Origin of the sequence: Bradyrhizobium sp. BR 10289 (genome assembly GCF_019455385.1) — a bacterium.
Lineage (GTDB): Bacteria > Pseudomonadota > Alphaproteobacteria > Rhizobiales > Xanthobacteraceae > Bradyrhizobium.
This window is the reverse complement of record NZ_JACOFR010000003.1, coordinates 240,951-261,966: the sequence shown is the minus strand read 5'-3', so window position 1 is coordinate 261,966 and position 21,016 is coordinate 240,951. Positions and strand designations below refer to the sequence as shown.

Genomic DNA, 21,016 nt, shown 5'->3' with positions numbered 1-21,016 from the left:
TCGTCACGTGTCCATTCACGTATCCTTGGGCGGACCCCAGACCAGGCTTTGCCGCCATCGCGCGCGCAGCACGTCGCGCCTCTCCGGATATCTTTCGTCGAGATAGGTCGCGTCGACGACGCGGTCGGTGCGGAAGCTGCGAAAATCGCTGCGCAGCTCGCACCAGGCCGCGAGCAGGCGCACGGCTTCGAGATAGCCGACCGAGATCGGCCAGATCATGCGCTCGCTCGGGCGGCCCTGCTCGTCGCGATAGCGCAGCATGATCTTCTTGCCCTCGTGGATCTGGGTGCGCGTGCGCGCCATGTCGAGGCGATCCGGCTCCCTGTTCCAGCTCGGTCGCGCCCGGCTTGCCGGCTCCAGCACAAAGGGGCGCAGGCGCTCGGGGACCGTGTCGGCGATCTTGGCCATCAGATCTTCGGCCGCGCGCGCTAGCGCGGAATCGGCGTGACCGGCGACCCATTGCGCGCCCAACACCGCGGCTTCGATCTCGTCGGGCGTCAGCATCAAGGGCGGCAGGTCAAAACCCTTTTCCAGGATGTAGCCCATGCCGGCTTCGCCGCGGATCGGCACGCGCTGGCCGATCAGGGTTGCGATGTCGCGATAGATGGTGCGCTTCGATGTCTCGAGCTCGGCGGCGATCGCGTCCGCCGTCAGCGGCTTCCGCGTCCGCCTCAGCACCTGGATGATCTGAAACAGCCGGTCGGCGCGTCTCATGACAATTCTCTTCTCGAACGACGGATCAGAAATCGGCGCGCGGCTGCTGACAGGATGTTGGCAGCAGCAGGGTTCTATACCGGGACAACACATCGACTGAAGAGGGTTTGTCCATGATCACTCCACTCCATCTCGGCCTGGCCGGCCCGCTATGGCGGGCGCAGCTTTGGAACGCCTTCTCGTCTGGCCGCCTCGTTCCGCTCGATTTCATGGCCATTGATCTCCGATTTGCACTCGCAAGCGTGGTGGCACGCTCGCTGACCCGGACCGCGGACGCTGTGGTCCGCCATGTCATGAGCCGGGCCTGGCGAGGGGCCCGTTTCGCAGAAGATATCACGGCTGCTGCCACCATGGTGGCAGCAGCCCGGCACTAGGTTCCATCAAACCGCAGGTTCAGGAGAGCTCGCATGATCACGCTTTACGGCTTTGGCGCCGGCTTCGGCCTGCCGGAAATCAGCCCCTTCGTCACCAAGACCGAGGTGCAGCTCAAGATGGCAGGATTGCCCTACCGGAAGGAGCGGGCGATGCCACCGGCCTCCCCCAAGGGGCAGCTGCCGTTCATCGACGACGGCGGCGAGGCGGTCGCCGATTCCACCTTCATCCGCGCCCATATCGAGCGCCGCTACGGCTTCGATTTCGATGCCGGCCTGTCCTTGCAGGAGCGGGCACAGGCCTGGGCGTTCGAGCGCATGATCGAACATCACGTCTATTGGGCGCTGATCGGCGCGCGCTGGGTCGATCCGGACAATTTCGCCAAGGGGCCGGCACATTTCTTCGATGGCGCGCCGGAGCACAATCGCGAGAAGCTGCGCGAGGACGCGCAATTCCGCGTCGCCGAGAACTATCTGCTCTCCGGTCTCGGCCGCCACGCGCCCGATGATGACGTCGATCTCGCGGTACGCTCGCTGTTCGCGCTCTCGGTGCAGCTCGGCGACAGGGCGTTTCTGATGGGCAACAAGCCCTGCGGCGTCGACGCCACCGCCTTCGGCGCGCTCGCCGGGATTCTGACGCCGTTCTTCGAGTCCGGACTGCGGCAGCGTGCGGAAGATTTTGGCAATCTCACCGCTTATGTCGACCGGATGATGGACAGCTATTATCCGGAATTCGCCTGGACTCCGCTACGGCAGGCGGCTTAATGCGCTCATCCGTTGCCAGCGTGTAGGGCACCGAGCTTCCACACGTCATGGCCGGGCTTGTCCCGGCCATCCACGCCTTGCCGCACGGTTCGAAGAACGTGGATGCCCGGGACAAGCCCGGGCATGACGATCTGAGAGTTTGGAGCAAAAGAGCCGGCCCATTGGGCCGGCTCTCCTGGTCTCAAAACTTGTCGCCGCGCCCTACTTCACCAGCGTGTACTTGCCGTTCTTCACCGTCAGCAAAATGCGTGAGCGGTCGTCGAGGCCGTAGCGGTCCTTTTCGGTGAAATTGTAGACGCCCTGGCTCGCCGCCAGCTCCTTCTCCGACAGCAGCGCCTGACGGATCGCTTCGCGGAATTCCGGCGTGCCGGGTTTTGCGGTCTTCAGCGCCGCCGGGATGACGCGCTTGAGGATCTCGAACGCATCGTAGGAATGTCCGGCGAATTGGCTGCGGCTGTTCGGGCCGTACTTGGCTTCATAGGCCGAGTTCAGCGCGAGGCCCGGCTTCTTGGTGGCGGCTTCGTCCGGCTGGTCCTCGGGGTCCATGACAGGGCCCGAGGCCATCAGCACGCCCTCAGCCGCTTTGCCGGCGATGCGGATGAAGTCCATGCTGGCGGCGCCATGGGTCTGGTAGATCAGGCCCTGATAGCCGCGCTCGCGCAGCTCGGTCTGCGGCAATGCGGCCGCGGTGCCGGAGGCGCCGACCAGGATGGCGTCGGGATTGGCGGCCACGAGCTTGAGCACCTGTCCGGTCACCGACGTATCGGGACGGGCGAAGCGCTCCTCGTCGACGATGGTCATGCCCATCGGCACGGCCTGAGCTTTCAGGTCGTTGAACCAGAGGTCGCCATAGGAGTCGGAATAGCCGATATAGCCGAGGGTCTTGATCCCCTTCGACTTCATGTGATCGTACAGCACCTTGCCGACGATCGGGATCGGCTGTGGCATCGCCACCGACCACTTCATGCGCTCCGGCGTGATCGGGAAGGGTGCGAGGCCGAAATGCGGAATGCCGGCTTCGTTGGCGACGTTGGAGACCGCAATGGTCGGCGGCGTCAGCGCCGAGCCCATGATGATGTCGGCCTTCGACTCCGTCACGAAGCGGCGGGCGTTGGTGGTCGCCGTGGTGGGATCGCCGCCGTCGTCGAGCACAATCACCTTCAACGGCACGCCGCCGATCTCCTTCGGCACGAACTCCAGCGCGTTGCGCTCGGGGATGCCGAGGGCGGCACCCGGGCCGGTCGTGGTGGTGGTGATGCCGATGGTGATTTCGGCGGTCTGGGCCAGCGCGGGCAGGGCCGGCAGCGCCAGCACGGCCGTGGTGATGGCGGCGGTCAAATAAAAGCGTTTCATATGTTCCTCCCTTGACGTGTTTCTTTGAAAGCAGAAATCGGGGGGTAATTCAGCCCCCTCTTTTGGTGATGCGGCGATTAGCTTCCCGTGAATTTGGCGACCATCTCCGGCGGGAACGGTGCCGATTTCAGCCTGTCGGGGTTGTTGGGATCGCGGCCGACCAGAACGCGGGTCTCGAAACCTTCGATCGCCAAGGCCTCGCCCTTGTAGACGTTGTGCTTCACCTCGAAGCTCGAGCGCTTGATGCTCTCGATCCTGGTCTCGATGGTGATCCAGTCGCCATAGGTCGAGGGGATGTAGAATTTTGACCGCGTGTCGACCATGGGGATACCCACCAGGCCATATTTGCGGACCAGGTCCTGCTTGGAGAAGCCGGCGACCTCGAACAGCGTCGAGGTCGAATCGTCGAACATCGCGAAATAGCGCGGGTAGTAGACGATGTTGGCGGGGTCGCAGTCGCCCCACTGGATCTGGACCTCGCGCCGGTTCACGAACATGCGATTTCGAGCCTCCGGTGCCGCTTCCCACCTCTCCCGGAGGGAGAGGTCGAATTGCGCAGCAATTCGGGTGAGGGAGTACAGTCCCTCGATAAACCAGAACCCCTCACCCGGCGCTTCGCGCCGACCTCTCCCAACGGGAGAGGTAAGCTCGAGATCGCTGCTGTCATATCGAGCATCAACCTACTTCGGGGCCATGCGCAGCGAGCCGTCGAGGCGCACCACTTCGCCGTTCAGGTAGGAATTCTCGACCATGTGCAGCGCGAGCGCGGCGAACTCGTCGGCATTGCCGAGCCGGCGCGGGAAGGGGATGGCGGCGGCGAGCGAGTCCTGGGCTTCCTGCGGCAGATTGGCGAGCAGCGGCGTCAGGAACAGGCCGGGCGCGATCGTCAGCACACGGACGCCGAACTGCGCCAGCTCGCGCGCGATCGGCAGGGTCATGCCGACGATGCCGCCCTTCGAGGCCGAATAGGCGGACTGCCCGATCTGGCCGTCATAGGCGGCCACGGAGGCGGTGTTGATGATGACGCCGCGCTCGCCGGTCGCCTGCGGCTCGAGCTTGGACATCTCGGTTGCGGCAAGCCGCAGCATGTTGAAGGTGCCGATGAGGTTGACCCTGATCACCTTGTCGAAATCGGCGAGCGCCATCGGGCCGTCGCGGCCGACCACGCGTTTTGCAACGCCAATGCCGGCGCAATTGACCAGCACGCGCGGCGCGCCAATGGCCTTGGTCGCCTGCGCGATCGCGGCTTCAGCCGAGGCGGCGTCGGAGACGTCGCAGGTCACGGCAACGCCCTTGATCTCGGCGGCAACGCTCTCCGCCAGCTTGGCATTGAGGTCGAACACGGCGACTTTGGCGCCCTGCGCCGCCAGTTTTCGCGCGGTCGCCGCGCCAAGTCCCGATGCGCCGCCGGTGACGATGGCTGCCTGATCCTTCAACAACATGGCGTTCTCCTTTGGCGATGACTTCTTAGCCGACCGATATCACACGGTCCGACGGATTGGCAGCGTAGAGCTCGTCGATCAATTCGGCGCGATGCTCCAGCACCGCGCGCTGGTTGACCGAGCCCTTGTCGGTGACCTCGCCCTTGTCGATCGACAGCGGCGCATCCAGCAGGATCGCGCGCGTGATCCGCGTCGAGGATCCCGTGGCCTGGCCGAGGAAGCGGGTCAGGCGCTCGCGAAACGCTTCGCGCACCAGCCGGTCGCGCGCGGTGACGGTGAGATTGTCGGCCGGGAGCGTCGGGTTGATCAGGCGGCAGCCGTCGAGATCGAGCAGCACCAGCGCTGAAATCTCGTCGCGGTTGATGCCGGCGATGACCACGTCGCGCACCAGCGGCGCGCAGGCCGCGACGAACCGCGCGCGCAGCGGGCCGACGCTGACCCAGGTGCCGCTGCCGAGCTTGAAATCCTCGCTGACGCGGCCGTCGAAATCGAAGCCGGCGTTGAGATCGTCGGGGTCGGAGGGCTTGAGCGCGTCTCCCATGATGTAGAATCCTTCTTCGTCGAAGGATTTTGCAGTGATCTCCGGCTGACGCCAGTAGCCGGGCATCACGTTCGGCCCCTTGGCGCGCACCTCCAGCTTGCCGTTGTTCGGCACCAGCTTGGCCTCGTTGCCCGACACGGGCAGGCCGACATGGCCGGAGCGGCTGGTGCGCGGATTGACCGACATGAAGAACGGCGCGGTCTCGGTGGCGCCAAGCCCGGTCAGCATCGGCACGCGATAGCCCTTCTCCTTCACCGCGAGCTCGTCGAGGCTGTCCCAGATGAACGGCGAGAGCGCCGCGCCCGAGAAGAACATCGCATGCAGCCGGTCGAAGAATTTTGCGCGCAGGCCCTGGTCGTCGCGCAAGTACGGCAGTAGCGATTCATAGCCCTTCGGCACGTTGAAATAGACCGTCGGCGAGATCTCCTGGAGATTGCGCACGGTCTCCTCGATGCCGCCGGGCACCGGCTTGCCGGCGTCCAGATACATCGAGCCGCCATTGTAGAGCGTCAGCCCGATATTGTGGTTGCCGCCAAAAGTGTGATTCCACGGCAGCCAGTCGATGATGACGGGCGGCTCGTCCTTGAGGAAGGCGAGCGTCTCGCGCAGCATCACTTGGTTGGCGCAGATCATGCGCTGGGTGTTGATCACGGCCTTGGGATTGCCGGTCGAGCCCGATGTCAGCAGGAATTTCGCGATGGTGTCGGGGCCGATCCTGTCGTGCACCGCATCGAGATCGTCGCGGATCGGCGTCGCCATGAGATCGGCGAGCAAGGTGACGTCGCGGCCCGGCACATGGCCATAGGACGCGGCGATCTCGGTGCCGAGCGAGACGTTTGCGGCCAGCGCATCGGCGAACTTGTCGGCGTCCTCGGCGAAGACGAGGCCCGGCGTCAGCAGCTTCATCAGGTATGAGAGCTTGCCGTAATCCTTCGACACCAGCGAATAGGCCGGTGACACCGGGCAGAACGGCACGCCCGCATAGAATGCGCCGAACGCCAGCAGCGCATGGTCGATCGAATTGCCGGAGAGGATGACGACGGGCCGATCCGCCGACAGGCCGCGCTGGATCAGCGCGGAGGCAATGTGCCGGCTCGCGGTGAGCAGCTCGGCATAGGTGATCTTGCGCCAGCCGCGGCCGCCCTCACGCTCCGCCATGAAGATGCGGTCCGGCGTCGTCGTCGCCCAATGATGCAGGCGAACGGTGATGCGGGCGGGATAATCGCCGAGCGGCTGCTTCGGCCGCAGGTAGATGGTGCCGTCGTCGCGGCGCTCGATGTCGACGACGGGATCGCCGAACGAAATGGGCCGCAGCGGGGAAGTGCTCGCGCCGCGCTCCATGCTGGAAGAGGACGGCTGCGCGCTCATGACTTCGGCTTTACCTTCGCGGTCTTGTGCTCGAGGAATTCGCGGATCCTGCGCTTGGCCTCTTTGTCGCTCTGCGCCACAGTCGCCATCAGCGATTCCATCAAAAGGCCGGTCTGCGGATTGGCCTCCGCGATCATCGGCAGCGCCTGCAGCACGGCGAAATTGGTCAGCGGCGCGTTGGAGGCGATCTTGGTGGCAAGCTCCAGCGCCTTGCCTAGCCCGTTGCCGGCCTCCGTCAGATATTGCGCAAAGCCGTAGGAGGCGCCTTCGGTGGCGCTGTAGACGCGCCCCGTCAGCATCATGTCCATCATCCGGGCGACGCCGATCAGCCGCGGCAGCCGCACCGAGCCGCCGCCGCCGACGAAGATGCCGCGCTGCCCCTCCGGCAGCGCGAAATAGGTCGAGGGTTCGGCGACGCGGATATGCGCCGCACAGGCAAGCTCCAGCCCGCCGCCGATCACCGCACCCCGGAGCGCCGCGATCACGGGGACGCGGCTGTACTGGATGCGGTCGAACACCCGGTGCCACATCTGGGAATGCAAGAGGCCGCCGGTGGCGTCATGGTCCGTGAGCTCGGACAGATCGAGGCCAGAGGAGAAATGATCGCCGATGCCGTGAATGACCACCGCGCCGACGTCCTCGGGCAGTGACGCAAAACATTCGCCGATTTCCAGGATAATGCCGTCATTGAGCGCATTGCGCTTGGCCGGCCGGTTCAGACCCACGGTCAGAACCCGGTCCGCCCGCTCGATCCTCAAAAGCCCGGAGGCCCCCGCCTCAGCGGTCTCGGCGTTTCCCTGTGTCATTTGCGTCCTTATCAGAATAGTTATGTTGTATAACGAATTTGGGCGGAGTCAAGGAGGTGGTGGAGCAGGACGGTTAAATGGATTGTGGAGCGCAACTGTTGCAGCATATCTCGTCATTGCGAGCGGAGCGAAGCAATCCAGGATTTTCCCGCGGAGGGACTCTGGATTGCTTCGCTGCGCTCGCAATGACCTGGGATGGATCGGTCTTACACCACCTGGTGCACGTCGATCACCACGCGGTCCGCATGCCGCGCGGCCGAGCCGACGAAGATGTGCTCCATCAGCCAGCGATAGTTTTCGTGCCCGGTCTCGAACTTCGGTACCGTGCGGAAATAGATCAGTTTTGGATCGACCGGCTCGCCGCGCTTGAGCTTCTGCAACAGTTCGACCGGGCCGAAGCGCATGCCCTTGTTCTCGACATAGACGGTCGCACCATCGTCGGTCTCGAAGGCGTATTTGGCCTCGAGATCGATCAGCTCGTTGGGACGGATGGTCTGGAAGTCGGCGCCGAACGGCAGCACCTTGCCTGATATCGCACCCTTCACCTCGCCGCCAATGATCGGGATGATGCGACGGACGCCGATCCCGGTCTCGCCGACGGTGACAACATCGCCAATGCGGGCGGTGATGGTGAAGACGTATTTGGTCTCTAACGTCGGTATGGTCATCGCGTCACCTCATCAATGCGCCATCATCCTTGTCGGCAGCCAGGTCGCCAGCAACGGGAAGGCGATCAAAATCACCAGCCGCACCAGGTCCGTTGCCACGAACGGAATCACGCCCTTGAAGATGGTGGAGAACGAGACGTCCTTCACCACGCTCTTGATGACGAAGACATTCATTCCAACCGGCGGATGGATCAGGCCGAGTTCGACCGTCATCACGATGATCACGCCGAACCAGATCGGGTCGAAGCCGAGATGCGTGATCACGGGGAAGATGATCGGCACGGTCAAAATGATCATCGCCATCGCGTCCATCAGGCAGCCCAGCACGAGATACATCACCATGATCAGTGCCAGCACGCCGTAGGGGCCGAGGCCAAGGCCGGTGAGGAACTCGGTCACCTTCTGCGGCGTCTGCGTCACGGTGAGGAAATAGCCGAAAATCAATGCGCCGATCAGCACGGTGAACACGGCGGCGGCGGTGCGGGTCGCCTGCAGCAGCGAAGCCAGAATCTTCTCGCGGTCGAGGCGCCGCGTGACCACGCCGATGATGAACGCGCCGGCGGCGCCGACGCCGCCGGCCTCGGTCGGCGTGAAGCGCGGCAGGAAGGGCAGGCCGTAGAGGCCGCCGATCACGAACACGAAAAGCAGCACCGGCGCCCAGATCTCCTTGAGACCCGCAAAGCGCTCGCGCCACGGCATCACCTTGCCCTTGGGCAGGAAGTCGGGCCGGAAATAGCCGATCAGGAAGATGGTGATCATGTACATGGTCATCGCCAGCAGGCCCGGGATGATGCCGGCGATGAACAGCTTGCCGATGTCCTGCTCAGTGATGATGCCGTAAACCGCGAGCACGGTGGAGGGCGGCAGCATCGCACCCAAGGTGCCGCCCGCCGCGATCACGCCGGTGGCGAAGGACTGCGGATAGCCGAACCGGCGCATCTCGGGATAGGCGACGGCTGAGAAGGTCGCGGCGGTCGCGACCGAGGAGCCGCAAATCGCGGCAAAGCCGCCGCAGGCGCCGACGGTCGCAATGCCGAGCCCGCCGCGCAAATGGCCGACGAAGCCGTTGGCGGCGCGGAATAGCTCGCGGCTCATGCCGGAATTGGACACGAACGAGCCCATCAGCAGGAACATCGGGATGACGCCGAACGTGTAGTCGGTGACTGTGCGCATCGAGGTTTGGCCGACCAGCTTCAGCGCCGCTGTTCCGTTGACGAGATAGGCGAAGCCCGACACGCCGACGAGGCCCATTGCCATGCCGACGGGGACGCGCAGCAGCATCAGGACAAACAGGGAGACGAAGCCGATTAAGGCGACGGCATCGGTGCTCATGGTTACTCCGTCGCCTTCAACTTGGGATCGTGCATGTCTTCGGGATGGAAGATCAGGCGGTAGGTGCGGATCGCGATCAGCAGCACGGCCGAGGCGTCACCGACCCAGGCGACCGCGAAGAACGGCCAGGTCGGCATGTGCATGTCGAAGGTCTGGACGTTGTCGTTGTAGGTGCCGCGCACCTTGTCGAACAGCGTCCAGGTCTGCACGGTCACAACGAACAGCAGCACCAGGGTCGCGAACACGTCGATCCAGCGCTGGTAGCGCGGCCCGACATTGCCCCAGACGAGATCGACCGTGATGTGGGTACCGCGGTAGGAGGTCGCCGCGATGCCCCAGAAGATCAGGATGCCGAGCAGCATGCGGCCGATGTCGAACGAGTCGGGGATCGAGTAGTTCAGCGTGTTGCGCAGCAGCACCGACAGGAAGATGTCGAGCGCGACGATGCCGACGAAGCCGGCCGCGATCCATTCGATCGTGTCGATGATGCGGTCCATCCAGGAGCGCTTCATGGGGTGGTCCTTAATGATGTCATCTTCGTTCTCGATCCGGCGTGCTCTTCGCCTCTCCCCGCATGCGGGGAGAGGCCGACACGCGAAGCGTGGCGGGTGAGGGGGACTCTCCGCGAGTCCGACTGTCACCGCCCTCGCGGAGACTCCCCCTCACCCCAACCCTCTCAGCGCGAGCGAAGCTCGTCGCGCCCCCGCAGGCGGGGAGAGGGAGAATAAGCACCGCGCGCTCCGGACAGCGCGCTGGGCAGGACAACGGCGGCGAGATGCCCCTCGCCGCCGCCTTTCGCGCGACAGAAGGCTACTCCGCCAGCGCGTTGTACTTCTTCAGCGAGGCCTTCAAATCCGCCAGCGCCGCGTCCGGATCGGCGCCGGCCTTCTTCGCGCCGTCGCCCCAGGTCTTGACCAGCGGCTCGGATGCCTTCTTCCAGGCGGCGGTCTGCTCGCCCGTCAGCTTGTAGACGTCGTGATCGGTCTCCGCCTTCACCTTGTCGACGCCCGCGTCCTCGAACTTGCCCCAGTGCTCGCCGACCACGCCCGCCATCTCGACCGAGCAGTTCTTGTCGATCGCAGCCTTCTGCTTGTCGGACATCGCGTTGTACTTGTCCTTGTTGATCACGAACACGAAGGTCGTTGTGTAGAGCGGCGCCTCCATGTCGTACTTGGTCACCTTGTCGATGCCGAACAGCACCAGGGAGCCCCAGGGGAAGGTGACGCCGTCGGCGACGCCGCGCTCGATGATGTCGCGCACTTCGGGCGCGGAGGACTGCACGTTGGTGCCACCCAGCGCGGTGACGAAGTTCGCCATGGTGGCGTGTGCGGGGCGGATCTTCAGCCCCTTCACGTCCTCCGGCATCACGATCTTCTTGGTCCTGGAATGGAAAGAGGAGGGCGAGTGGACAAAGGCAAGGCAGTATTTGACGTCCTTCATCTCCTTCTCGGCATACTTCCGGTACCAGGCGTCCAGCCCCATCGAGCCGCCCTTGGCGTCGGAGATCAAAAACGGCAATTCGCCGGCGCCGATCACCGGGAAGCGGCCGGGCTGGTAGCCGGGATTGACGTAGGTGACGTCGGCGATGCCGTCGCGCGCCATGTCGTAATGGTCGAAGGCCTTGCCGAGCTGCTGGGCGGGAAACACCTTGCCGGTGATGGTGCCGCCGGAATCCTTGTTCACCGCGGCCACCCAGTCTTCCAGCGACTTCTGCAGCGGATGCGACGCCGGCACCCAGTGCGAGACCTTCAGGTCGACGGTCTTGTCCTGCGCCAGCGCAGGCGTCACGCTTGCTGCGAGCAGCAAAGCCAGACAGGCCTTTCTCATCACGCGTCTCTCCCTCTTTGTGACTGCGGGCTTCGATGGCCCGGTCGCATTAATTAACATGTTATCTAATTGGCCGGCGCATTCAAGCCGGAACTGGCGTGACATCTAAGTCAGCCATGTCGCATGGATTTGTCGCTGCTGGTGCGACGCCAACTCCCCCTTTTGCCCAACCGTTATATGATATAATTAACTTGCGTGGACCCTCGCGACAAGCGAGCCGCGACGAAAGCCTACAGGATCGGGAGGAGCAAGTATTGCGGACAAAAGTCGCAATCATCGGGGCGGGACCGGCTGGATTGTTGCTTGGGCAACTTCTGCACCGATACGGCATCGACAATGTCATTCTGGAGCGGCAGAGCCCGGATTACGTGCTCGGACGCATCCGTGCGGGCTTGCTCGAGGAAGGAACCGTCGCGCTGCTCGACCAGGTCGGCGCCGGCGCACGGGCGCATGCCGAAGGCCTCGTGCATGAGGGTATCGAGCTCGCCTTCGCCGGCCGCCGCCACCGCATCGACATGAAGGCCGCGACCGGCAAGACGGTGATGATCTACGGCCAGACCGAGGTCACGCTCGACCTGATGAATGCGCGGAAAGCCGCCGGCCTCACCACCGTCTACGAGGCCAGGGACGTGCAGCCGCACGATTTCGACGGTGCTCACCCGCGCGTCACCTACGCCAAGGACGGCGTCACCCACTCGCTCGATTGCGATTTCATCGCCGGCTGCGACGGCTTTCACGGCGTCAGCCGCGCCAGCGTGCCGGCGTCGGCGATCGAGCAGTTCGAGCGGGTCTATCCGTTCGGCTGGCTCGGCATCCTCTCGGAGACGCCGCCGGTCAGCCATGAGCTGATCTATTCCAACCACGCGCGTGGCTTTGCGCTCTGCACCATGCGCTCGATGAAGCGCAGCCGGCATTACGTGCAGTGCTCGCTGGACGACCATGTCGATCAGTGGCCGGACGACCGCTTCTGGGACGAATTGAAAAGCCGGCTCGACCAGGAGGCGGCCGACAGCCTGATCACCGGCCCGTCGATCGAGAAGAGCATCGCGCCACTGCGCAGCTTCGTCGCCGAGCCGATGCGTTTTGGCAAGTTGTTCCTGTGCGGCGATGCCGCCCACATCGTGCCGCCGACCGGCGCCAAGGGCCTGAATCTCGCGGCCAGCGATGCGCATTATTTGTCGAGCGCGCTACGCGAATTCTACGACGAGAAATCCAGCGCCGGTATCGACGCGTACTCCGCCAAGGCGCTGGCGCGGGTCTGGAAGGCCGTGCGCTTCTCCTGGTGGATGACCTCGATGCTGCACAAATTCCCCGACAACGGCAGCATCGGCGCGCGGATCCAGATCGCCGAGCTCGACTACGTCACGCAGTCGCAGGCCGCGATGACGTCGCTGTCGGAGAACTACGTGGGGCTGCCGTTTTAGGGCAGCGACTTTGCCACATATTCGTCATTGCGAGGAGCCCTCGCGACGAAGCGATCCAGGCTGTTCCCGCTGAGGGATTCTGGATTGCTTCGCTGCGCTCGCAATGACGGCGCCGCCCGTTTCAAACACCCGCGCAAATCCCGTTTAAAACTTTGTAGGCGGTGAAACCGTCATCGACATCGCGTTGAATGCCGCCAGCGCAGCAACGCGAGACAGCCATGACCTCCACCGACATCCCCGCCGGCTTCGAGCCGCTCTTCCGCAAAAGCCCGCTCACCGAACCCTGGGAGCCGCTTTACTCCAAGAACACCGACAAGGCGGTCATCATCGGCTTGCGGCTGGCGAGACCGCACACCAATGGCCGCGGCCTGATTCATGGCGGCCTCATTACCGCGCTCGCCGACAACGCCATGGGCTATAGCTGCGCGCTGCTGACGAACTGGACCATTTCGTTCGTGACGGTTTCACTCTCGATCGATTTCGTCGGCTCGGCCGAGATCGGCCAGTGGTGCGCGATCGAGAGTGACGTGATCAAGACCGGCAAGACGATCTGCTTCGCGCAGTGCCTGATCAAGGCCGACGACGTCGTGATCGCAAGAGCGAGCGGCACGTTCCGGGTGGTGCCGAAGAACGGCTGATGCTCTCGTGTCCCGGACGCGGTGCGGCGCGAAGTGCCGCTCCGCAGAGCCGGGACCCAGCCGGCGTGGGCCCCGGCTCTGCAGCGCATCACTATGTGCTGCGCTGCGTCCGGGGCACGAGACCTACCCAAACCGCCAATCCGCCGTCTCCACCACGAGATCGACGAACGCCCGCACTTTCGCGGAGAGCAGGCGCGAGGTCGGATAGACGATGTGGATCGGCAGCGCCGGCTGCTCGTATGCCGCCAGCACGATTTTCAGCCGTCCGCGCTTCAGGCCTTCGGCGGCCTGATAGGCCAACACACGCGTGATGCCGCCGCCGCTCTCGGCATATTGCAGGGCGGCGTCGGCGCTGTTGCTGGTGAAGCGTGGCGTCGGCGTGATCTCGATCTCCTGGCCTTCACGCAGGAAGCGCCACGCGATCGAAGGCCCGAACGCGATGGTCTGGTGCTCGCGCAGCGCTTCCGGCGTCTTGGGCTCGCCGTGGCGTTTGAGATAGCCCGGGGTTGCTACCGTGATCCGGCGCATCTCGCCGACCTGGCGCGCGACGAGAGAGGAGTCCGCGAGGTGGCCGATGCGCACCGCGGCGTCGACGGCGTCGTCCACCAGATTGACGAGGTTGTCCGAGAGCCTGAGCTCGGCGGCGACCTCGGGATAGCGCTTGAGATAAGCGGTCATGACCGGGGCGACATGCAGCCGTCCGAAGCCGACCGGCGCCGACACAACCAGCCGTCCGCTCGGCCGGTTGCGCTCCTCTCGTGCCGAGCCGTCGGCCTCCTCGACATCGGCGATGATGCGCCGGGCGCGTTCCAGATAGCGCGTGCCGACGTCGGTCAGCCGCACCTGCCTCGTGGTCCGTTGCAGCAGCCGGGCACCGAGATGCTCCTCCAGCGCCGCGATCAGCCGCGTCACCGCCGAGGGCGAAAGCCGCAATTTTCGCGCCGCCGGCGCAAAGCCGCGCAGATCGGCGACGGTGACGAAGACGTGCATGGCTTCGAGGCGGTCCATTCTATTATTGCATATACTGCAATGATGAAGTGTCAAGAAGGCCGATTGTTTTAGACGTAGGAAGGTCCATGTTGAACAGCGAGAGACGCAGCAATGCGCCGGAATTCCAGGAGATATTCCGATGACGGCAACCCATACCTATGCCAGCGATGTGGCCTTCTCGCCGGCGGTGAAGTCGATCCAGGCCCGAAAGGGATCGCGCGAAGGCTATGCTCATGCCGAGCAGCGGGGATGGCGCACCGAGGTCGACGAGAACCTAGCCGCGTTCCTGGCTGACGCCAACAGCTTCTATTTTGCGACGGCCTCGGCCGACGGCCAGCCCTACATCCAGCACCGCGGCGGCCCGAAGGGTTTTTTGAAGGTGCTGGACAAGCAGACGCTGGCCTTCACCGACTATTCCGGCAATCGCCAGTACATCACGCAAGGCAATTTGTCTGAGAATCCCAAGGCCTACATCTTCGTGATGGACTATGCCCATCGTCGCCGGGTGAAGATCTGGGGCGAGGCACGTGTGGTCGAGGACGACGAGGCGCTGACGACATCGCTGATGCCGAGAGGTTACCGCGCGAGGCCGGAGCAGGTGATCCTGTTCAACATCGCCGCATGGGACACCAACTGCCCGCAACACATTCCGCAGAAGTTCGACGCGAGCGATGTGGCGGCGGCGCTGGCGGCGAGGGATACGAGGATTGCTGAGCTGGAGGCTGAGCTCGCGGCGTTGAAGGGAAAGAAGGCTGCGGATTAATTTCGATCCGCGCAATCGGTCGACCCTCTCCACTTGTGGGAGAGGGTGGATTCGATGCGAAGCATCGAATCCGGGTGAGGGGTTCTCTCCTCACGAATACTGTCGTAAGTGGAAAGAACCCCTCATCCGGCGCTTCGCGCCACCTTCTCCCACAAGGGGAGAAGGAAAGGAGATGCCGTCGTGGCGTCTGCAGTCGCGGAATCAGATCACACTCGCGCCTTCATGCTGAAATCCGAGATAGCTCGCCGCGACCCGCTCATTCGCCGCGATCTCGCTCGCCTTGCCGCTCAGCACGAACTCGCCGAGCTCCATCACATAGGCCTGGTCGGCGATCTTCAGCGCGGCCTGCGCGTTCTGCTCGACCAGCAGCACCGAGACGCCGCTGGCGCGCAGCTCGGTGACGATGCGGAAGATGTCGGCGACGATGATCGGGGCGAGGCCGAGGCTCGGCTCGTCCAGCATCAGCAGCTTCGGCTTGCCCATCAGCGCGCGTCCCATCGCGAGCATCTGCTGCTCGCCGCCGGAGAGCGTGCCGGCGAGCTGCTTGCGGCGCTCCTTCAGCCGCGGAAAAAGCGCGTAGATCTTCTCCATCGAGGCCTTGGCTCTGCTGCGCTCGATGCGGAATGCGCCGAGCTCGAGATTGTCCTCGACATTCATGGTCACGAACAATTCGCGGTGCTCCGGCACGAGACCGAGCCCCATCGCGACGCGGTCCTCGATATCGAGCCGGGCGAGATCCTGGCCGGCGAAGGCGACGCGGCCCTTCAGGGGCAAAATGCCCATGATGGCTGACAAGAGCGTGGTCTTGCCGGCGCCGTTGGCGCCGACGATGGTGACAATCTGGTCGGCGCCGACCTCGAGCGAGACCGAGCGCACCGCTTCCACCTTGCCATAGGCGACATGGGCGTCGGTGACGGACAACAGCGTGTTCATGCCGCCACTCCGAGATAGGCCTTGATCACTTCGGGATTGGTCTTGATCGTGGCGGGCGTGCCTTCCGCGATCTTGGTGCCGAAATCGAGCACCACGATGCGGTCGGCGAGGTTCATCACGAAGCCCATGTCGTGCTCGACCAGGAGCACGCTCATGCCGCCGTCGCGCAACTCGCGCAGCAGTGTTGCGAGCCGCTGCTTCTCCATGTGGCGCAGGCCCGCGGCCGGCTCGTCGAGCAGCAGCAGCATGGGGTCGACACATAGCGCACGCGCGATCTCGACGATGCGCTGCTGGCCGAGCGAGAGCGAGCCTGCGAGCTGGTGCATCTGGTCGGCAAGGCCGACGCGCTCGATCTGCCGGGCGGCTTCCGCGAGCAACTTCGCCTCGTCGGCACGGTCCAGCCGCAACATCGAGGAAATCGGTCCGGAATGGCCGCGCAGATGCGCGCCGATCGCGACATTCTCCAAAACCGTCATGTCAGGTACCAGCTTCACGTGCTGAAAGGTCCTGCTGATGCCGAGCTTGACGATCTCCTGCGGCGGCGCGTTGTCGACCTTCTTGCCGAGCACGGAAATCGAGCCTGAGGTTGCCGACAGCACGCCGGTGATCAGGTTGAAGGTGGTGCTCTTGCCGGCGCCGTTCGGTCCGATCAGCGCGACGATCTCCCTGGCCTGGACGTCGAAAGAGACGTTGTTGACCGCGACCACGCCGCCGAACTGTTTTCGCGCTTTCTCCACCTGGAGCAGGACGCCGGATTGAACGGGCGAGCGGGTGCGCTGCTCCAGCTTCAAGGACGTATCCGGCTTCCTGCCGCCGGTCCGCTCGGGCAGGAACGAGATCAGCCAGGGCCAGAGGCCGCCGGGCGCGAGCTGCAGCAGGGCCACCAGCATGATGCCGAACACGATGGTCTCGACCTGGCCGGAGCCGGGCAGGATCAGTGGCAGATAGCTCTGCAGCACCTCTTTCAGCACCACGACGATGGCAGCGCCGAGCACGCCGCCCCAGACATAGCCCGCGCCGCCGACCACGGCGATGAAGAGATATTCGATGCCCGCCTGCGCGCCGAACGGCGTCGGGTTCACCGCGCGCTGAAGATGCGCGTAGAGCCACCCTGAAAGGCCGGCGAGCACGGCGGCGTGAATGAACACCAGCAGTTTTGCGCGCGGGGTGTGCACACCGAAGGCTTCGGCGGCGACATGGCCGCGGCGCAGTGCACGGATGGCGCGGCCGGTGCGGGAGTCCAGCAAGTTCATCGTCAGCAGGGCCGAGAGGATCACCGCGACCCAGATCGCGTAATAGATCGAGCCGGGCGAGAGCATCTTGAAGGACCCAATCGACAGCGGCGGGATCGCCGAGATGCCGTCGTTTCTTCCCAAGAATTCCAGCTTGCTGAAGAGATAGAACAGCCCGAGCCCCCAGGCGAGCGTGCCGAGCGGCAAATAGTGGCCGGAGAGGCGGACGGTGACGAGGCCGAGCAGCACCGCCAGCAATCCGCTGACCAGCAGCGATAACGGCAAGGTCAGCCACGGCGACAGGCCATAGGCCGTCGTCAGCACCGCCGTGGTGTAGGCGCCGAAGCCGACAAAGGCGGCCTGGCCGAACGAGGTCAGGCCGCCGACGCCGGTCAGCAGCACGAGGCCCATCGCGACCAGCGCGGCGAGGCCGATATTGTCGAGCAGCACGATCCAGAACGGCGGCATGCCAGGCAGATGCGGGATCGCCGCCATGAGAGCTGCGAAGACGAGGATGGGAAGCCGGCTCTGCATCTTCGCCTCAGTCCTTCTCTTCTTCGACGGCGGGCGCGGCGAGCGAGCGCAGCAGCAGCACGGGGATCAGCAGCATGAAGACGATCACCTCCTTGTAGTTGGAGGCATAGAAGGACGAGAACGCCTCGACGATCCCGACGAACAGCGCCGCGATCGCCGTGAGGGGATAGCTGACGAGTCCGCCGATGATGGCGGCAACAAAGCCCTTCAGGCCGATCAGGAAGCCTGAATCGTAATAGAGCGTCGTGATCGGCACGATCATGATGCCCGACAGCGCCCCGATCACGGAGGCCAGCAGGAAAGCGATCTGGCCGGACAGCGTGGTGCGGATGCCGGCGAGCCGCGCCCCGAGCCGGTTCACGGCGGTCGCGCGCAGCGCCTTGCCGTACAGCGTCAGCCCGAAGAACAGCCAGAGGCCGACGATGAAGGCGATGGTGATGGCATAGACGGTGATGCTCTGCCCGGTGAAGCGCAGCGCGCCGGCGGTGAATGCGCCCGACAGCACCGCGGGTCCGCGCTGGCCTTCGGCGCCGAAGAACAAGAGGCCGAGACCCTGGAGCGCGAGATGCACGCCGACCGAGGCGATCAGCAGCACCAGCACCGAGGTGTGCGCCAGCGGCTGGAACGCGACGCGGTAGAGATAGAGGCCGATCATCGCCACGATCACCAGCGACAGCGCGATGCAGATCGCGACCGGCGGCTTCTGGGCGGCGAAGTAAATCGTCAGCGCCAGCACGATGCCCGGCAGCACGACATTGGTGAGGACGCTGCGCAGGATCAGGCGGCCATGCAGCGACTTGCGCGCCACGAACAGATCGAAGGCGAAGGCGCCGATGCCGAGCGCCAGCGCCAGCTTGGCCGTGCCCGGCATCTGGCCGGCGGCGAGCGAGGCATAGGTCAGCGCGCCGTAGGTGACGAATTCGCCCTGGGGAATGAGGATGACGCGGGTGACGGCGAACACCAGCACCAGCGCCAGGCCGAGCAGCGCGTAGATCGCGCCATTGGTGATGCCGTCCTGCACCAGGAACAGCATGATGGTGGTGTTCAAGACCCGACGCTCCCCCTCAAGATTGCGGACCGGTCTCCGCAATTGCGGTGGATGGTCCGCTCACAGCCATTGTCATACGACGGCAATATTTGGTATGGTCCATAACAATTATAAGTCATAACATCAAGAGTGGGGGAGCGACCCGCCCCGATTTTAGCGGGATCACGAGCACGAGGCGATGAACGTTTCCAAAACCGCTGAAAAGTCCTCTGAAAAACCCGGCGACGCGGCCAAGGGCCGCAAGGACGTAGCCGAGGTGCTACCGGAGGCGCTCCAGCTCGGCGAATTGTCCGAACAGCTCGGCTATGTCCTGAAGCGGGCGCAGCTCAAGGTGTTCGAGAATTTCCTGCGCTGCATGGCCTCGCTCCAGCTGACGCCGGCGCAATTCTCGGTGCTGCTGCTGGTCGAGAAGAACCCCGGCCGTAACCAGACCGAAATCGCCTCCACCCTCGGCATCCTCAGGCCGAACTTCGTGGCCCTGCTCGACAACCTCGAGAGCCGCGACCTCTGCGCGCGGATCCGCTCCACCAACGACCGCCGCTCGCACATCCTGGTCTTGACCGACAAGGGTAAGGCGGTCCTGGCGCGCGCCAAAAAGCTCGTCGCGACCAAGCACGAGGCACGGCTGAACGAACTGCTCGGCCAGGCCAACCGCGAAGCGCTGCTGGAGATGCTGTCAAAGATCGCGAACGAGTTTTGAGGCCCGGCTGTCATCGCCAGCGCAGGCGGGCGATCTAGTATTCCAAAGACGTCAGTGGGATACGGAGAGGCCGCGGCGTACTGGATTCCCCGCTTTCGCGGGGAATGACAGCGGAGTACGGGCCGCGCTCTCAATCCACCAGGATCACGCGGATATCGTTCACATTCGTCAGCGTCGGGCCGGGCTGGAGCAGATCGCCCGTCGCTTCGAAGAAACTCGTCGCGTCGTTGTTGTCCAGATAGGCCTGCGGCTGAAGCCCTAGCGCCTTCATCTTCGCGAACGTCGCAGCATCGATCAGCGCGCCGGCGGGATCGGTGGGATGGCCGGCGCCGCCGTCGGCGCCGTCGGTGTCGCCGGCGAGCGCCGAGATGTCAGGCGTATCCTTCAACAACGAAGCCAGCGCCAGTGCGTATTCCTGGTTGGGGCCGCCACGCCCCTGGCCGCGCACGGTCACCGTGAGCTCGCCGCCGGAGAGGATCGCGAGGCGCTTGCCTTGCGCGCGCGCCTCCAGCGCCAGCTTCGCATGGCTGGCTGCGACCTCGCGGGCCTCGCCCTCGAGATCGGCGCCGAGATCGATGGTCTCGTAGCCGGAGTCCCTGGCGAGCTTCACCGCGGCGTCGAGCGACTGTTTCGGACGCGCGATCAGCTCGAACGACGCGCGGGCGAACGCGGCTTCGCCCGGCTTGGCGCTCTCATTGGCGGGATTGTCGAGCGCGCGGGCCACGGCCTCGTCGATGGCGAGCTTGTATTTCGCGACGATCGCGCGCGCATCGGCCAGCGTGGTCGGATCGGGCACCGTCGGGCCGGAGGCGATCGCGGAAGCGTCGTCATGCGGCACGTCAGAGATCGCGAGCGTCACGATCTCCGCGGCGTTTTTGCCGGCGCGGGCCAGACGGCCACCCTTGATCCGCGACAGATGCTTGCGCACGACATTCATCTCGCCGATCGGCGCGCCCGAACGCAGCAGCGCCTTGTTGACCGCCTGCTTCTGCGCGAAGCTGATGCCGTCCACCGGCGCGATCCAGTTGGCCGAGCCGCCGCCGGTGAGCAACACCAGCAGGAGATCGTCAGGGCCGGCTTCGCCCGCGAGCGCGAGCGTGTCGGCGGCGCCCTTGAGGCCGGCCTCGTCTGGCACGGGATGGCCGGCTTCGACGACGCGGATGCGGCGTGTCGGCACGCCATAGCCGTGGCGGGTGGTGGCGATGCCGACGAGGCGCTCCGGCGCGAGCTTCAGCGTGTCGAGATAATGCCGCTCGGCGGCCGCGGCCATTGCGCCCGCGCCCTTGCCGGCAGCAAGGCAGATCACGCGCCCCTTCGGCACGGGCCGCAAATGCGGCGCCAGGATCGTGCTCGGATGGGCGGCGGCAACGGCGGCGTCGTAGAGCGCGCGGAGCAGGGGACGGCGGTCGGTCATGACGATGACTTTCGGCAGACGGAACAGACTGGCGGCACATGCGCCGGGTCACATGCCTAGCGCATCGGGCGCCAAAGCGTAAGCAGGCTTTACCATCATTCGATTGTGCAATCGCGTAACCATAATCGCGCAAGCAAAAGCCCCCTGCGATCA

21 protein-coding genes are annotated in these 21,016 nt (G+C 64.7%); 6 read left to right on the top strand and 15 right to left on the bottom strand.

What is annotated here, in order from left to right:
- Positions 1 to 15: 15 nt before the first annotated feature.
- Positions 16 to 714 (bottom strand): helix-turn-helix transcriptional regulator, encoded by a 699-nt coding sequence (locus HYH08_RS07840; RefSeq protein ID WP_220009190.1) that lies wholly within the window; start codon positions 712 to 714, stop codon positions 16 to 18.
- Between the two features lie 113 nt (positions 715 to 827).
- Here HYH08_RS07840 and HYH08_RS07835 point away from each other — a divergent pair, with 113 nt between their 5' ends.
- On the top strand, positions 828 to 1,088 hold the full coding sequence (locus HYH08_RS07835; RefSeq protein WP_220009189.1) for a hypothetical protein: 261 nt from the start codon (positions 828 to 830) through the stop codon (positions 1,086 to 1,088).
- Between the two features lie 33 nt (positions 1,089 to 1,121).
- The gene (locus HYH08_RS07830; protein ID WP_220009188.1) at positions 1,122 to 1,850 is read left to right on the top strand and encodes a glutathione S-transferase family protein; all 729 of its coding nucleotides are present in this window, start codon (positions 1,122 to 1,124) and stop codon (positions 1,848 to 1,850) included.
- A 201-nt stretch (positions 1,851 to 2,051) separates the two neighbouring features.
- Here HYH08_RS07830 and HYH08_RS07825 read toward each other — a convergent pair whose 3' ends face one another.
- The 9 genes from HYH08_RS07825 to HYH08_RS07785 form a co-directional block, all read right to left on the bottom strand.
- Entirely contained in the window at positions 2,052 to 3,203 is a 1,152-nt protein-coding gene (locus HYH08_RS07825; RefSeq protein WP_220009187.1) for an ABC transporter substrate-binding protein, read from the bottom strand.
- Between the two features lie 77 nt (positions 3,204 to 3,280).
- Positions 3,281 to 3,700: an acyl-CoA thioesterase gene (locus tag HYH08_RS07820; protein WP_220009186.1), complete on the bottom strand. Its 420-nt coding sequence runs from the start codon at positions 3,698 to 3,700 to the stop codon at positions 3,281 to 3,283.
- A gap of 183 nt (positions 3,701 to 3,883) precedes the next feature.
- Complete coding sequence (locus HYH08_RS07815) at positions 3,884 to 4,645, bottom strand: SDR family NAD(P)-dependent oxidoreductase (protein WP_220009185.1); 762 nt, start codon at positions 4,643 to 4,645, stop codon at positions 3,884 to 3,886.
- A gap of 25 nt (positions 4,646 to 4,670) precedes the next feature.
- Positions 4,671 to 6,554 carry a feruloyl-CoA synthase gene (locus HYH08_RS07810; RefSeq protein WP_220009184.1) on the bottom strand — a complete coding sequence of 628 codons (1,884 nt, stop codon included), beginning with the start codon at positions 6,552 to 6,554 and terminating at the stop codon, positions 4,671 to 4,673.
- Positions 6,551 to 7,360: a crotonase/enoyl-CoA hydratase family protein gene (locus tag HYH08_RS07805; RefSeq protein WP_220009183.1), complete on the bottom strand. Its 810-nt coding sequence runs from the start codon at positions 7,358 to 7,360 to the stop codon at positions 6,551 to 6,553. Before HYH08_RS07805 ends, HYH08_RS07810 begins: the two co-directional genes overlap by 4 nt.
- Before the next feature lie 206 nt (positions 7,361 to 7,566).
- Entirely contained in the window at positions 7,567 to 8,028 is a 462-nt protein-coding gene (locus HYH08_RS07800; protein ID WP_220009182.1) for a DUF3237 domain-containing protein, read from the bottom strand.
- Positions 8,029 to 8,040: 12 nt separating this feature from the next.
- Entirely contained in the window at positions 8,041 to 9,360 is a 1,320-nt protein-coding gene (locus HYH08_RS07795) for a TRAP transporter large permease (RefSeq protein ID WP_220009181.1), read from the bottom strand.
- 2 nt (positions 9,361 to 9,362) lie between these two features.
- Entirely contained in the window at positions 9,363 to 9,872 is a 510-nt protein-coding gene (locus tag HYH08_RS07790; protein WP_220009180.1) for a TRAP transporter small permease, read from the bottom strand.
- A gap of 298 nt (positions 9,873 to 10,170) precedes the next feature.
- Positions 10,171 to 11,187, bottom strand: coding sequence for a TRAP transporter substrate-binding protein (locus HYH08_RS07785; RefSeq protein WP_220009179.1), 1,017 nt, complete (start codon positions 11,185 to 11,187; stop codon positions 10,171 to 10,173).
- A 254-nt stretch (positions 11,188 to 11,441) separates the two neighbouring features.
- Between HYH08_RS07785 and pobA the strand changes: the two genes are divergently transcribed.
- Positions 11,442 to 12,611, top strand: a complete 1,170-nt coding sequence (gene pobA, locus HYH08_RS07780) for a 4-hydroxybenzoate 3-monooxygenase (protein WP_220009178.1) — start codon at positions 11,442 to 11,444, stop codon at positions 12,609 to 12,611.
- 218 nt (positions 12,612 to 12,829) lie between these two features.
- Complete coding sequence (locus HYH08_RS07775) at positions 12,830 to 13,249, top strand: PaaI family thioesterase (RefSeq protein ID WP_220009177.1); 420 nt, start codon at positions 12,830 to 12,832, stop codon at positions 13,247 to 13,249.
- Positions 13,250 to 13,372: 123 nt separating this feature from the next.
- Here the strand turns inward: HYH08_RS07775 and HYH08_RS07770 are convergent, their stop codons facing one another.
- Positions 13,373 to 14,257: a LysR family transcriptional regulator gene (locus HYH08_RS07770; protein ID WP_220009176.1), complete on the bottom strand. Its 885-nt coding sequence runs from the start codon at positions 14,255 to 14,257 to the stop codon at positions 13,373 to 13,375.
- Between the two features lie 121 nt (positions 14,258 to 14,378).
- Here HYH08_RS07770 and HYH08_RS07765 point away from each other — a divergent pair, with 121 nt between their 5' ends.
- Positions 14,379 to 15,002 carry a pyridoxamine 5'-phosphate oxidase family protein gene (locus HYH08_RS07765; RefSeq protein ID WP_220009175.1) on the top strand — a complete coding sequence of 208 codons (624 nt, stop codon included), beginning with the start codon at positions 14,379 to 14,381 and terminating at the stop codon, positions 15,000 to 15,002.
- Between the two features lie 201 nt (positions 15,003 to 15,203).
- On the opposite strand, the gene HYH08_RS07760 is transcribed toward HYH08_RS07765, so the two are convergent.
- From HYH08_RS07760 to HYH08_RS07750, 3 genes are read right to left on the bottom strand one after another with little or no spacing between them, the layout of a single operon-like run.
- Positions 15,204 to 15,935, bottom strand: a complete 732-nt coding sequence (locus HYH08_RS07760) for an ABC transporter ATP-binding protein (RefSeq protein ID WP_220009174.1) — start codon at positions 15,933 to 15,935, stop codon at positions 15,204 to 15,206.
- Positions 15,932 to 17,701, bottom strand: coding sequence for a branched-chain amino acid ABC transporter ATP-binding protein/permease (locus HYH08_RS07755; protein WP_220009173.1), 1,770 nt, complete (start codon positions 17,699 to 17,701; stop codon positions 15,932 to 15,934). Before HYH08_RS07755 ends, HYH08_RS07760 begins: the two co-directional genes overlap by 4 nt.
- A gap of 7 nt (positions 17,702 to 17,708) precedes the next feature.
- Positions 17,709 to 18,749 carry a branched-chain amino acid ABC transporter permease gene (locus HYH08_RS07750; RefSeq protein ID WP_220009172.1) on the bottom strand — a complete coding sequence of 347 codons (1,041 nt, stop codon included), beginning with the start codon at positions 18,747 to 18,749 and terminating at the stop codon, positions 17,709 to 17,711.
- 178 nt (positions 18,750 to 18,927) lie between these two features.
- Between HYH08_RS07750 and HYH08_RS07745 the strand changes: the two genes are divergently transcribed.
- Complete coding sequence (locus HYH08_RS07745; RefSeq protein WP_220009171.1) at positions 18,928 to 19,449, top strand: MarR family winged helix-turn-helix transcriptional regulator; 522 nt, start codon at positions 18,928 to 18,930, stop codon at positions 19,447 to 19,449.
- 130 nt (positions 19,450 to 19,579) lie between these two features.
- On the opposite strand, the gene HYH08_RS07740 is transcribed toward HYH08_RS07745, so the two are convergent.
- Positions 19,580 to 20,863, bottom strand: a complete 1,284-nt coding sequence (locus HYH08_RS07740) for a glycerate kinase type-2 family protein (protein ID WP_220009170.1) — start codon at positions 20,861 to 20,863, stop codon at positions 19,580 to 19,582.
- Positions 20,864 to 21,016: the final 153 nt, after the last annotated feature.